General features: G+C 29.9%; 11 protein-coding genes. 6 read left to right on the top strand and 5 right to left on the bottom strand.

The features are described 5' to 3' along the window. Positions 1-59 precede the first annotated feature (59 nt). The 6 genes from H033_RS0103630 (at position 60) to H033_RS0103600 (ending at position 9068) form a co-directional block, all read left to right on the top strand. Positions 60-2978: an Eco57I restriction-modification methylase domain-containing protein gene (locus H033_RS0103630; RefSeq protein ID WP_026837073.1), complete on the top strand. Its 2919-nt coding sequence runs from the start codon at positions 60-62 to the stop codon at positions 2976-2978. Beyond that, positions 2979-6197: a helicase-related protein gene (locus H033_RS0103625; protein ID WP_026837072.1), complete on the top strand. Its 3219-nt coding sequence runs from the start codon at positions 2979-2981 to the stop codon at positions 6195-6197. It abuts the gene before it with no gap. Positions 6198-6745: 548 nt separating this feature from the next. Then, positions 6746-7204, top strand: a complete 459-nt coding sequence (locus H033_RS0103615; protein ID WP_034886089.1) for a hypothetical protein — start codon at positions 6746-6748, stop codon at positions 7202-7204. Positions 7205-7260: 56 nt separating this feature from the next. Further along, positions 7261-7698 (top strand): hypothetical protein, encoded by a 438-nt coding sequence (locus tag H033_RS0103610; protein WP_026837070.1) that lies wholly within the window; start codon positions 7261-7263, stop codon positions 7696-7698. A 162-nt stretch (positions 7699-7860) separates the two neighbouring features. Then, positions 7861-8418, top strand: a complete 558-nt coding sequence (locus H033_RS0103605) for a hypothetical protein (RefSeq protein ID WP_155827709.1) — start codon at positions 7861-7863, stop codon at positions 8416-8418. A 170-nt stretch (positions 8419-8588) separates the two neighbouring features. Then, the gene (locus H033_RS0103600) at positions 8589-9068 is read left to right on the top strand and encodes a hypothetical protein (protein ID WP_026837068.1); all 480 of its coding nucleotides are present in this window, start codon (positions 8589-8591) and stop codon (positions 9066-9068) included. 48 nt (positions 9069-9116) lie between these two features. On the opposite strand, the gene H033_RS0103595 is transcribed toward H033_RS0103600, so the two are convergent. The 5 genes from H033_RS0103595 to H033_RS0103575 form a co-directional block, all read right to left on the bottom strand. Continuing rightward, complete coding sequence (locus H033_RS0103595) at positions 9117-9521, bottom strand: tetratricopeptide repeat protein (RefSeq protein ID WP_026837067.1); 405 nt, start codon at positions 9519-9521, stop codon at positions 9117-9119. A gap of 139 nt (positions 9522-9660) precedes the next feature. Then, positions 9661-10683 carry a DUF3871 family protein gene (locus H033_RS0103590; protein ID WP_026837066.1) on the bottom strand — a complete coding sequence of 341 codons (1023 nt, stop codon included), beginning with the start codon at positions 10681-10683 and terminating at the stop codon, positions 9661-9663. Continuing rightward, on the bottom strand, positions 10661-11521 hold the full coding sequence (locus tag H033_RS0103585) for an ATP-binding protein (protein WP_026837065.1): 861 nt from the start codon (positions 11519-11521) through the stop codon (positions 10661-10663). Before H033_RS0103585 ends, H033_RS0103590 begins: the two co-directional genes overlap by 23 nt. A gap of 61 nt (positions 11522-11582) precedes the next feature. After that, positions 11583-12776: a tyrosine-type recombinase/integrase gene (locus H033_RS0103580; protein ID WP_026837064.1), complete on the bottom strand. Its 1194-nt coding sequence runs from the start codon at positions 12774-12776 to the stop codon at positions 11583-11585. 71 nt (positions 12777-12847) lie between these two features. Further along, positions 12848-14122: a DUF3987 domain-containing protein gene (locus tag H033_RS0103575; RefSeq protein WP_026837063.1), complete on the bottom strand. Its 1275-nt coding sequence runs from the start codon at positions 14120-14122 to the stop codon at positions 12848-12850. Positions 14123-14127 lie beyond the last annotated feature (5 nt).

Here is a 14127-nt window from a genome sequence, read left to right as displayed (position 1 = left end):
TTGAATAAGTTTCTTAATCAATGACTTGAATTAATAATTCAAATCTTTTTAACAATCATATGAGCAAATACCAAGACCTACTTGATGAATCTTTTATTGAACAATTAAATTATGAATATATAGGTGATGATCTACCTACTCCGGAGATTGAAGGTAAACACAACATACTTAATTATTCAAAAGAATATCAAGGAAATGGTATCGAAATTATAGTGGTGGAGTGTGAGGATAGACTTGTAGAATTTCAGAAGAAGCTAATTAAAAATCAAAAAAGTTTTTTCCCAAATGCCCACTTTTTATTTGTTTCTAATAACGGAAAAGTATTTGATCTTTATAATAATGCAACTTCCTCTAAGCTAAAAAAAATAACCTATGATGAGATAGGTAAAAACACAAGACTCTTCAAAGAAAAGCTTCAATTATTTGATGTTACTAAAAGTAGTGATGGAACTGAATTGCAAATTAATGCTGAAAAAGCATTTGATACCAGTGATAAAATAACCAAAAAGTTTTTTGACAAGTTTAAAAAAATTCACGCAAAACTTCAAAAAGCTATAACTGGTATTGAAGATGAAAAAGATAGGTCTTGGTATGCTTCAGTAATGATGAACAGGATAATGTTTATCTATTTTTTGCAAAAGCATAAAGTGATCCAGGGCAATACAGATTTTCTGCTTCAAAAATTTGATGAGGTTAAAGCTAATGGAAAAGATTATTATTCTGATTTTCTATTACCCTTATTCTTCTATGGTTTCGCAAGAAAAGATGATAATCCAGAAAAAGTAAAATTTACAAAAAAGTATGGTCCTATTAGATATCTTAATGGAGGTTTATTTTATCCTCATCACTTAGAAAAAAAGTATAGCATTTTTTTAAAATCTACAGATGTTTATGAGGAAAAAGCGCTTAACACTCAAATAGGGATTAACCCTAAGCTCATTAAAGAAATATTGGTTTTCTTAAATGGATATACTTGGTATCTTGATAATAGACCAATGAAAGAGGATACAGATATTAATCCTGATGTTCTTGGATATATCTTCGAAAAATACATCAATCAAAAGGAGTTAGGTGCATATTACACTAAAGAGGATATCACTGAATATATTTCTAAGAACACTATTATCCCTTTCATTTTTGATAAAATGAATGCTAATGGCTTTAATGCACCAGACCCAAATCCATTAATTACAAACAATGAAGATATAATTGGTGCTGTAGGTAATTATATTGATGAGATTGATAATTATGATGAACTCAAATTTTTATATAGGGAAGTATTACTTGAATTATCTGTACTAGATCCTTCAGTAGGTTCTGGAGCTTTTCTTTTTGCAGCATTGAACATTTTATTACCCATAAATCAGAAAGTGGTTTTTAGACTTAAAGAACTAGCTAAAACTGAAAATGATCAATGGCTTACAACAACTATTGAGATTATTAATAAACACCCTGAAGAATATTTTTTAACCAAACAAATAATTCTAAACAACCTCTACGGAGTTGACATTGTAGATGAAGCTACTGAAATTTGTAAGCTAAGATTGTTTCTTCAACTTGCTTCACATTTGCCAGACATAACTAGTATTGAGCCACTACCAGACATAGATTTCAATATTTATGCTGGCAATTCCTTAGTTGGAGGTCTAAGTTGGGAGGATCTTGAGGCTAATTACACAATGGATTTGTTCACCTCATCCAACAGAGAAAATATCAAAAAAGATATTAAAATTCTCTCCAAGTTAAAAACAGAGTATAGAGCCATTCAACAAAATGATGATAGTTTAGATGCCTTAAATCATTTGAAAAATGAAATTGAAACTCAAGAATATAGGGTAAACAGTGATATCAATATTGGAATAGATAACCCTTTTCATTGGTTTATAGACTTTAATAAAATTTTAGATAATGGTGGTTTTGATGTGATTATTGGAAATCCACCATATGTTAGATATAGTACAGTTAATAAATACTATCAAGTTCAAGGATTCGAGTCCTTAAGCTGTGGAGATTTATATGGATTTTTTATTGAACGTAGCTTTAAAATAACTAATCCATTTTCTAAAATTGGGCTGATAGTACCTATATCATTAGTAAGCTCTGATGGTTTTGGTGTATTGCGAAACTTTATTTTTAATAATTCTAACGCCAATTGGTTTAGTTCATACTCAATGAGACCAGGAAAATTGTTTGATTTAGTTGATAAACATTTAAATATTATAATATCCAGTAAAACAGCTAAAAGTAAAGACACCTATATAAATTCTACTAAATATAATAGATGGAAATCTGAAGACAGGGATTCTCTTTTTGAAAACTTATCATACATAGAAACAGATATTGATGTTCATTATAATGGTTCAATACCTAAGATTGGTTCTAAAACTGAGTTGAACATACTGAAAAAACTTGCTGATTTTAAATCTATAGAGAATGACTATTTTAAAGGAGGTAAATTTAAAGTTTTACATACTCGAAAATTGAGATATTTTGTTCAATTCCTTGATGTCCCGCCAAAAATAATTCACGAAAATGGAGAATTAATACCAACTTCTGAATTAAAATCATTAACATTTAGCAATGAAATTGATAGAAATGTTGCCCTTTCCGTTTATTGTTCATCACTTTTTTTCTGGTATTATATAACATTTTCTGATTGCAGAAATGTCAATAAAAGAGAAGTAGCATCATTTCCTTTTGAACTTTCAAAAATGGATGAAATTATAAAACAAAAACTGTCTGAATTATCCATAAAATTGATGAAAAACCTCCAAGATAATTCTACAATGAATATAATGAATTATAAAAAACATGGAACATTAAATGTTCAATCGTTTAAGCCCAGATTATCAAAACCCATTATTGATAAAATAGATAAATTACTGGCTGACTACTACAAATTTAGCCGAAAAGAACTGGATTTTATCATTAATTATGACTTGCCTTTTAGAATGGGTATTAATGACAATGAAGATTAAATGAAGAGTATAATAGACAATAAAAAAGACAACCTATTAGTCACAGAGGTGAATAAAATGCTAGATGTAGCTGAATTTAGCTCTATGGCTGTTGGTTATTTTTACTTGAGTGGTTTTGAGGCAATAAGGGAAAAGCTCCACAAGGTTCAGCAACTCAAACTAGTAATAGGAACTAGAACTAATACTGAAACTGTTGAGCAATTAGTAAAAGGTCATAGTTCTGAAGAATATATAAAACATAAATTAAGAAAAGAGAATAGAAAAAATAAAACTCAGAAGCAAGATGAGGTTAATCTAACCAAATATGAGTATGCAAAGGACTTAACCTATATGGAGCAGAATGAAGATAATCAGGTTGGATTATCTGCATTGTGGGAGCTTATAAAAGAAAATAGGATAGATATAAGGGTTTATACAAAAGGTTTTCTGCATAGTAAGGCATATATTTTTGATGCTAAAAAAGGAGGAATGGTTGATGGGGTAGCAATTGTAGGTAGTTCTAATTTATCTATTAGTGGACTATCTAATAATACAGAATTAAATGTAAAGATTACTAATCAAAATGATTTTGATGATGTAAAAAAGTGGTTTGATGATATATGGAATAATTCAGAACCTTTTAGTGACGATTTAATGGATATGGTGGAGCAGTCTTGGGTACAGCAACAAGCTACACCGTATGAGATTTATATTAAAACTTTGTATAATCTTATAAAGGAAAGAGTACAGATTAAAGAACACCATATTAGTGATAACAGTGCTTTTAATTTTAATGATCTCTATCTTTTTCAAAAAGACGCCGTAAATATGGCTCTCAACAAACTTGAAAATGAAAACACATCTCAAAATGGAGTTTTTATATCTGATGTAGTAGGGCTGGGTAAATCTTATATAGCATTAGCTATTATTAGCTGGTATTGGTCACAAAAAAGAAAAAGCACCCTTATAGTTTGTCCAGCTTCCTTAAAACAAATGTGGTTAGACTACAAAGAACAGTATCAGCTTAATTTTCATATTCTTTCTTCCAGTGAGTTATTATATAAAGATGAAGACCAAAGTTATAATTTAAATGATGAGCCTCAATATGACGGTTATGAGGTAGTGATTATAGATGAAGCCCACCATTTTAGAAATCCACAAACTCAAAAATATCAAATACTTGCCCCATACTTAAATGGCAAAAAAGTGATTCTTTTAACAGCAACGCCACAAAACAAGACAGTGTGGGATATCTATCATCAAATTAAATTATTTCATCAAAGTGATATAACAGACTTAAACATCGCTCCTAACAATTTGAAAACCTACTTTGAAACCTTTGAAGCAGAACCTCAAAAGATTGCAGAATTACTTCAGAATTTCGTTATTAGAAGAACTAGAAACGATTTAAAAAATAACCCAAAATATGCTTCTTTAAATTTAACATTTCCTAAAAGAAATTTAAAAACAATTGAATATGAAATTGATGCAAGCTATGCACTGAATGGGAAGACCTCTATATATGCAAGTTTGATTGAGAAGTTATTTCAAACAAGCAAGTCAGACAGATATCAATATTCAATTTACGCGCTAACTAGTTTCTTGAAAAAAGGAAAAATTAACGAACCAACGTATCAAGGACTTAGCCACTTTGGAGATTTGGTTAGAGGTCTTTTAAAAATGCTTTTATTTAAGAGGCTTGAAAGCTCTGCTGTATCTTTTTTGGCATCACTTGAAAGAATGATAAAAAGGAATGAATTTATACTAAGATCAGTGAATGAAAAAGGATTAGTTATTACAGGTAGAGCAGACCAATTAGCTCTGTTTCTTGATGATGACATTACAAACTCCAATTTAAGGGTAAATGAATATCCTATTGAGGATTTTAGAAAAGATGATTTAGTCGCCGCCATAATGTATGACATAAGCATCTTGAAAGAGGTCAGAGAGCTCATTAAACCTATAGTTAATAATGTATCTCAAGATGCAAAATTCAATCAGTTTATTAAAACTGTAATTGAACCCCATAGGAAGGAAAAGATTTTAATTTTTTCTGAATTCACTGAGACTGTTGAGTATTTATATAAAAGAACAAAAAATCTCTATCCCCACTTAGAAATTGAAAGAATATCTTCATCAAAATCAAAAAGAGAGGCGAAGGATGACATAGTAAGACGGTTTTCTCCAATATCTCAAACTAATGGATTAGGACTAAATGATATAGAAAAGGAAATACAAATTTTGTTTACATCAGATGTTCTAAGTGAGGGTCAAAATTTGCAAGATGCTCACATAGTAGTTAATTATGATTTCCACTGGAATCCTGTGAGGCTTATTCAGAGAATAGGAAGAATTGATAGAATCGGAAGTACGGCAAAGGAAATTAAAGTATTTAATTTTTTACCTGATGACAACATAGAACAGCAGTTAGATTTAAGAGGGAGAGTCCATCGAAGAATTAACGAAATACATCAAATCTTTGGTTCTGACAGTGCTATTCTTTCGGATGAAGAACAGTTGAATGAGGATAGTGTGTTTTCTATATATAGCGATATGAGTGAAGACATATTGGATGTGGACGGAGGTATTTCAACCATATTTGATGAAGCAGAGAAAATATTAAATCAGTTAGAAATAGATGACAAAAAAGAATATAACAGAATAATCAATTTAGAAGATGGAATAAGGACAGCCCAAAGCTCTAAGCAAAAGGGAACTTTTGCATTCTTAAAAGCTGGTAACTTAAATAGACTTTATTTTGAAAATGGAGCTGAAGGAAATGAGGCATTAGGCGAAATCTTAAAGCGAATAAAGGCTGAGCCAAGTAATTCGAATATGCAATCGCTTCCAATTGAAAAGCACACTCAGAACCTGAAGCCTATTTATAAGAAGTTCAAAGAAGAAATTAAGAAAAGGCAGCTACATTTTTCTAGTACTCAAATAACTTCAGAACAAAAGCATTTTCAACAGCGGTTAAGAGATGCTTATAATCTATTTAACGTGAAAAATGATGAGCTGAAACCTAGAATTGATAAGTTAAATACCATCTTTCAAAAAGAAATACCAGACTACTCAAAATCTGATTTGCGCTCCTTAAAAAAACAAAAACTATCTGATGAGTTAATGATTGAGGCCCTAGAACAGCTAGTTCATAAGTCTCAGATAGAAAAATTCCAAAAGCAAGCTGTTGAGATGGATGCACAATCCATAAAGACTATTTGTAGTGAAAGTTTTATTTAGATAAAAAATTTATGAAAGATATTTTCGAAAATTGGCTAATTGAGGAAGATTATAAGACTAATAATACAGCTTATAATTATAAAAATGCTATCTCCAAATTATCAATACACTACTCAAAGCTAATAAGCAAGACTATTGACCTTTTCTATTCAGACTTAAATACCTTAAAAAAAGCTGAGGGGAGTTAAAATAATTGGGGAGTTCAAGTAAAAGTATTGCCTGATGCAGGCTATGAATAAGCAGTCTAGTACTTAGTTATTTAAATTTTTAAATAATGACAATAACAGCTATCTGCATATTCAACTGTTTAATTGAAATTAATTTTAAAACAAAAGAATTTGAAATTCGAAAAATGTTTTGGAATGAAGGATTCATGTAGAGGAAAAGAGACTTTATATCAAGCGAATAAATTAGCTGATAGTGAATAATGAGTTGTGGGGCAATTTTATGGAAAACCGTAACAAAGTATAAGTAATTTATTTAATTTTCAACTCCTCATTATTATCTATTTAAATAATTTAATTAAACTTTAAAATCAACCAACCATTATGAAAACATTACAAACTTTAATTACTCTTATAATTATAACTATAGGAACGCAAGCCTATTCTCAAAATACTACTCAAAAATTTAATAGTTATTTAGATAGGACTGAATTTTTTAATTCAAATGGGACAATGATTGGTTATGCTAAAACAAATAGCTACTTAAATAGAATAGAATATTATGATTCGAAAGGTAATATGATCAAATATGAAAAACAAAACGATTACCTGAATAGAACAGAAACGTATAGTCAAAATGGTCAACAACAAGGTTACGAAAAAAATAACTCCTATTTAAATCAGAATGAAACTTATGATCAAAATGGAAATCAAAAACTGACAAAAAAATGGAATGAATATTTGAAAAGATATGAAGTATTCAATTCCAACGGAATTATGGTCGGATATTACACGTATAATAGCTATTTAGATCAATGGGAATTTCATAAGAACGGATATTAATAAAAAATTAAATTCAAGTTTTAACCTATCTAAATTAGATAAAAGAAAGATCGACTATGAAATTAGCATTAATCTTAACTTTTTGTATTTCTCTATGTAATCCAATATTTGGGCAATCGAAAAAAACTTCTGATTTTAGGAGTTATAGCTTATGTGATATTGACTTAGCGAATGGTAATGAAATTAATACAGTAAATTGCCAAAAACAAAATGGCACAACTATATTTGAAAAAATCGAAATTATTCCAAATGAATCGATCACTCTATACTTCAAAGATGATGATAGAAATATTTCGAAATCTTGGGATTCAAATGATTTTTTATTGAATAACACCAATGATTTGTTCATTTATAAATTAATTAAGACTGATTTGAGAGAAAATGGAGCGTTATCAATTCATGTAATTATGAGGTTAGATTATTCAGTTCAATCATTAGTTTGTATTAGGAATACAAATGGCGAATTACGTGAAATCAAATTGTTTGACAAATAAAACTGCACAATATCAGTTAACTGTAAATAGCGGGCATATGATTGAAAAGTGATATTTTAGAGACCAAGTAACAAACAGCTAACCCAACAACTTCGTTTACTTACTCCACGCTAATTGCCTTAATCAAGACCGTTATATGGCATTAAAAAAAAATAACACACGATGAAGAAAATTTTACTAATTATTTTTATGCCTTTCTTTTCTTTAATTGGTCATTCACAGACTAAATCAAGCACTATTCTTGACGAAAAAAACGGGTTTAAGGAATTCAAACTGGACGACCAATATTCCAAATGGAGCGCCGAAATAAAATTCACAAACAGCGAAGATGAAGGAAAAAAATATTATGATTATACTGGAAACTGTTGTCAAAAATTATTTAATTCTGAATTAAGAAAAATACGTCTTGGTTTTAAGTACAATGTGCTTAATCTTATATATTTAGTAACACCGACTGAAAAACAAGTAGGAGAAGATTATTTGTCAGCCGAGTACAAATATTTGAAATCAAGTTTTGATTTACTTTTTCAGCAAAAAGGCTACGAAGCTATGCCAGATGACAATTCTGGAGATGTACAATCCATTTGGATGGGAAATAAGATTCAATTAATACTAACCTACGAATATATGGGAATTAAAGATTTTGACGGGAAATATATAGCAACCTCACGATGTAATGTCTTAATTTCGAAAATATCAAATCTTAATGATGGATTCTAACGATTAAAACACTAATATCTACACCGTATAGAAGACATTGTTAGCTTCTTGATTATTTTTAAAATTCTTGGGAATTTTAAAGCAGTGTTTTGTATTTTTAATAGTTCGTGCCCTTGCATGCAAGGGCTCTACACAAAACATTATATGACATCAAACGATAATTTTGCTAATTGAAAGATTTTCTGAAAAACATATTAATTGAATATTTTTGGGAACTTCAAAAAGAGAATTGGCCTGGTAAAGAACGAGAATTGGTTAGCCGATTTGCATTCTCTAAATTGGTTAAAAATATAAACAGATGCCCTGAATTCTATGATCCCTCTCAGATTGGGTTAGAAGTTAGAGTTAAACAAAATCAAGGAGATAATAGAAAAGAATTTGTGTGTAAAGACCTTATTATCTGGAAAAAGCCCAATTCAAATGTTTGGACAAAGCAAAATATTCCAATTCTGATAATGGAATGGAAGCATAACAATTTTAAACCATCAGAATATGATATTAAATGGTTACAAGAATATACACTTCAAAACCAATCATGTATAGGAATTGCGATTAATATTGATAATAAGAAAAATTACAAATTAAGTTCATCTCTAATTGAAAACGGAGAAATTAATGAAGCAAATTGGTTGGTTCTTAACGCCACTTAACATCAAAATAAGAAACGCTATTGATTATCAAATTAAATAGAACTACTCTTAATCTTTACAATGAACTAAAATAAGATCAGAAACTCCTTTATGACCAAGTTCACTCGCTCTATTAAAATCCGCACAAGCCCTGTTTTTATCTTTAAGTAGAAGATAGGTTGCTCCTCTGTGAAAATACGCTTTAGAGGAAGTTGGATCAAGTTTAATAGCCTTATCGAGGTCCAATATCGACCCTTTATAATCATCAATAAGTGTCTTAGAAACACCTCTCCAAAATAAAGCTTCTTTGTAATTTGAATCTAATTCAATGACGATGTTTAAATCGGAAATTACCCCATCATAATCTCTGCTGAGATATTTATCAAGAGAATTATTATATAACACTTCCTTTGTTTGGCAAAAAACAATTGCAGAAGAGAATAATAAAGAAAATGCTAGTAGAAGTAATTTCATTCTTTAAAGATTTGGATTTTTCAAATATAAATTATAGAAGCTTAATCTAAAGCTAATCTTTAAATATTAAACAATCACATTTTAAAATAGCTCGTGCTAATTAAAGAAATAAAGACCCAGGAATATCCTGGGCCCTTCTTCAACTCAAAAACCAACGATATTGAGAATCACCATTGATTGCCTTTGAGATGCCCTGAGTAAATTCAAACGCATTTACTCCCCTATCAAGAAATGTGTCAATATAAGAGCTCTTATTAGCTCCTGTGAGAAGATTATATACTTTCCAAAGATTGATGTCTCCAGAATTGGATTTGCAGAAACTCTCGTCTCTATAGTAATCCTTTGCAACAGCACTAAAATGGTTATCATTAAGCATTAACTCTGGAAGAACTTTCTTTTCTATTGAAGGGAGATATTGGTATAATTTTACCTTTCCCATTAATTGAGCAAATTGTTTTTCTGACATTGAAACTTCTTCAAATGATTCAAGTATTTTTAATTGCTCGTCAATTTGAAAACCATTGATCACTTCTGTCATCCCCTCCAACAATTCAGGTCCTGATAAAGCTTTTAATTCTCTTTTAAATCCATCTGTACTAATACATAGATTACAACATACTAAGTTTTCGAACCCAATAAAGAATTTAAATTTTTGCATGCTTTTTTTGCCATATAGATTTTCATGATTATATGCTCTAACTCCACCAATTGTTAGCTTAAGTTCATTTCCATTTACCATTTGCGTAATACCTTCTAAAGAAAGAACAAAAGCCATGCGCTCATAGTAGATAGTTTTATGCTGCTCCTGTAGTGCTTTAACTGCTACGCCCATTCCATCTGGAGTTCTTCCTTTTATCATATGTGAAACCCTTATTTGTGGAGCACTAATAACTTCCTTAGGAAACAACTGCTCAACTACACTGTAGGCTAATTCAATAAATTCGCTGTGACTTATGGTTTGCTCATTATCTTTAGCAAATACAGGAATTATACAGTCATGTTTTAAATGTGAAAGGCTAACTTCTAATGAGTTAGCCTTTATAAATTGACTGGGTTGAGGTACTGGGTGCAAACCATCATCTATTTCTGATGAATTATGGAGCATTAAACTTCCACTATCTGCCTGGTCTATTGGATAATTATTTAGTGTTACTAATTCCATTTTTACTTGTGTTTTTAATGTTAATAATTTGATTTGTTTGGATAAGGTTTTGCTGTTCAGCAAAATATTTATTCAAATCAGCATTGTGATCTGACAGTTCACTGTATAGACTATTCAATTCTTGGTGAGTAGAACATTTGTGTATTCTTTTAATCATTTGGTCTAAATCGACTCCACTGTTACACCATTCTTTAATCTTTCTTCCTACTCCACTTGTTATAACAAACTCTGGTTTATCCATAAAAAGTCCTGTTCTATCCTTGCTTGAATTTGCAAAATGTTTAATATTAAGATCCAATATAATTGTGAATTCATACTCAACACCATCCCTCTGCACTGCTTTCAGGCCTACCTTTTCAGGAATAAACTTTCCATCTTTTTGCTGTAATACATAATCTTGTTTGGTTCTCATAGTAGCAATAATATGACTAGAACTGCTCAAGATTTTTTCCATGAAAGATTTCTGCCTTGGTGTAATTTTATTCCAATTCGTAAATGAATTTCCTGAAAGGGATGAATGAAAATTCAACAAGAACTCCCAAGCTTGGGTTATAGAGTCTATAATTATAACTTCTATTCCTTCCCTTTCGCACAATTCTATTGCTTTGATATATTCCTCTGGGCTATACCCTTCCAGTTTAACAACATAATAATCCCCTAAATGAGAGTATAAATTTGAACTGCCATTTTCAGAATCTATAACAGCTACCTTAGAAAAATCTCCTGATGTTAAACCTTTTGCAATTAATAGGGAGCTGTATGTTTTTCCAGATCCTGAAGGGCCTTGCAAGGCCATCTTAATTTTACTTTGTCTTCTGTTTGATTTAGTTAGTTTCATATATTAAAAATTAAAGGCAAGAAATTACTCTTGCCTTATAGGTTAAAACGAAAATAAGTTTTTAAATATCTAAGAGTTTTTCATGTTCCTTATCAAGAATATCATCTCCAAACTCTTTCAAATAACTTTGGGTAACTTTTGGGTCAGAATGCCCCATTGCTTCACAAATAACATCACTTGAGGCTCCCTTGTTATGTAATAAAGTCGCATAAGTGTGCCTAATAGCATAACTCGTTATATGTTTATCAATATTTGCTATTTTCGCAATACTTTTTATATCAGAATTAAAATTACTAAGACTCCTATGTCTTAGATTCTCAAATTGTTGCTCGCTTAAATCTTCCTTTTTTATATATGGAAATACATAAGTGTTAACCTGAAATTTTCGAAAGTATTGTAAAATATCTAAAGCCGGACTGAGAATTGTGAATATGTATATTTTTCCAGTTTTAGATCGACGGTAGGTTATTCTATTACCCGAAATATCTGACCATTTTAATCTGATTATATCCACGAAATTTATTCCACGACAGTAAAACGAAAATTTGGCTATATAAAAAGACTTAATTAAATCAGGTCTTTCAGTCAAGTCAACATTTAAAAATGAACTCATTTCTTTCGCAGTAAGAGCCTTCTTAATTGGTTTACCATTATACCTAGAAATATTAACTTCTAGAAAGGGATTAGAGACTACAAAAGGTTTTTTTCTTTCAATAGCAATTCTTACAATTACTTTAAGATGTCTTATGAAAAATCTAATTCCTCCATCGTTGCTGTTTCTCCTTTTTAAATGGTTTATATACGATTGAATGAAACTTGGGTTGATATGCTCTAACAAAAGCAATCCTTCGCGAAACTTTTGTAAAGATGATTTTGTGTCTCTGTAAGCTTTTGATGTTTTAGGTTTTATTTCATTCGATGCAATTTTATGATCAAACAAATCCCAAATTGTTAGCTCTTCATTATTTGTTTCGAAAACCTTATCAACTAAATCGGATAGTGTATATCTGATATTCTGAAGATCAAATTGATTATTGATCTCGTCTACCCTATTTTCTAAGTCCTGTAAATATTTATTAATTTTTTTAGAATGTTTATGGGCCTTTAAAAGGCGACCTTCAAAAAAATTATCTGGGTTACAGCTATATTTTAGGGATATTACCTTTTTTTTTCTATTTCTAATCAATCTCATTGCAATTCTAAAGGTGCCATCTGCTAAAGGATTTTGTTTAAGTATGTATTGAAAATGTAGCATACATTTATTTTTTAAGTTTTATTAATTTATATTTGAAAATGCATAAACTGCATAAAATGAAGGTTATATTATTAGTTATTAGCTTTTCTATATTTCCCATGCGTCATTTTTATAATTAGTTTTTGCCTTCTCCACTTATTCAACTTATCATATATAGTTCTTTCACTAATATTTTTAGATAAACCTGCATTTACAGCTTCCTCTGAAGTGAATACTAAAGAAAGATCGTTTAAAACATCTTGTTCAATTGAAGGAAGTAAAAACTTCTTGTCTAAGGTGAAAACACTATATGCATGACCAATAAGAGTTCTAATAATTTCTAAACTATTCTTGAAATCTATTTCTGTACATATTAACTTTTCATTTGTATTGAGGTCCGGTTGTTGCCTTGTAACATTTAAAATCATTGCTATTCGAAACATTATTAAACCATGTCTTTTTACTGACGCAATAAAATCTATCTCTTTTGTATGAGTTATTTTATCATAAATTATCCTCATCTCTGAAACAAAATTTAATTCTTGCTCAATTGTGAATTTAAATTGTAATGAAAATTCATTATTCAATAGCTTATAATACATAGAGTGAATCTCATCTCCTGTCTTTAAAAAGAGATCTTTGATATTAATTTCTCTTTCAGCAAAAACATCTTTAAATTCAGTTATTTCATTAAAAAAATAGTAAGCTATTCTACTAAAAAGACCATTTTTTGTGCTTTTAATAAAAGGTCCTAATTGATCTGGAGTTCCTGATAGTACCAGTGAAAGTCGAGGCTTCTCTATAATATCGAATTGCTTTTCAACTTTTCTACTTATTGATAAATCTTCATGGTGAAATGCCTTTCTTAAAACATCTGAAAAATCACCAAAATCCTGTTTCATTATTGCATTTAATGTATCTGTTTCAGATTCTATAATTATTGCTCCATGATGGGCGTTTTTAATTTTATCATATAGATCTGCTGAACTTATATTTCCAGGAATGATTTTTACTTTAAACGGAGGATAATCCGCTCCTCCGCCATTTCTGTTTTTTTCTTTACCCCATTCTTTTTGCTTCTTAAAGCTTTCCTTTAAAATTTCTTTATTAATTTTAATTATTAAATTCTTTGAAAAACTTAAGACACCTTTCCCTGATGCTGGTGGTGCTAACACCATTAAATAAAAATTAGCACTAACCTTGTTACCGTCATAAATACCATGAACATTTGGAAGTACACTGCTTATTACTCCCAATGTTGAAAGTAGAACTACATCTTTTTCTCTGCCTTCAAAAGGATCTGTGAGATTTTTAATTAAAGGAGGTAAATTTTCATAAACCTCACTCTGAATTTTTTTAAAATTCATTTTTA

The organism is Gillisia sp. JM1 (genome assembly GCF_000424645.1).
Classification (GTDB): domain Bacteria; phylum Bacteroidota; class Bacteroidia; order Flavobacteriales; family Flavobacteriaceae; genus Gillisia.
The sequence above is the reverse complement of the archived record's forward strand: the minus strand, read 5'-3'. Positions and strand labels throughout refer to the sequence as shown.

Bases quoted from the DNA above. Each gene is read 5' to 3' on its own strand.
- H033_RS0103585 (WP_026837065.1), bottom strand. From the start codon at position 11,521: ATGAAACTAACTAAATCAAACAGAAGACAAAGTAAAATTAAGATGGCC.
- H033_RS0103595 (WP_026837067.1), bottom strand. From the start codon at position 9,521: ATGAAATTACTTCTACTAGCATTTTCTTTATTATTCTCTTCTGCAATT.
- H033_RS0103630 (WP_026837073.1), top strand. From the start codon at position 60: ATGAGCAAATACCAAGACCTACTTGATGAATCTTTTATTGAACAATTA.
- H033_RS0103580 (WP_026837064.1), bottom strand. From the start codon at position 12,776: ATGCTACATTTTCAATACATACTTAAACAAAATCCTTTAGCAGATGGC.
- H033_RS0103575 (WP_026837063.1), bottom strand. From the start codon at position 14,122: ATGAATTTTAAAAAAATTCAGAGTGAGGTTTATGAAAATTTACCTCCT.
- H033_RS0103605 (WP_155827709.1), top strand. From the start codon at position 7,861: ATGAAGAAAATTTTACTAATTATTTTTATGCCTTTCTTTTCTTTAATT.
- H033_RS0103610 (WP_026837070.1), top strand. From the start codon at position 7,261: ATGAAATTAGCATTAATCTTAACTTTTTGTATTTCTCTATGTAATCCA.
- H033_RS0103615 (WP_034886089.1), top strand. From the start codon at position 6,746: ATGAAAACATTACAAACTTTAATTACTCTTATAATTATAACTATAGGA.
- H033_RS0103590 (WP_026837066.1), bottom strand. From the start codon at position 10,683: ATGGAATTAGTAACACTAAATAATTATCCAATAGACCAGGCAGATAGT.
- H033_RS0103625 (WP_026837072.1), top strand. From the start codon at position 2,979: ATGAAGAGTATAATAGACAATAAAAAAGACAACCTATTAGTCACAGAG.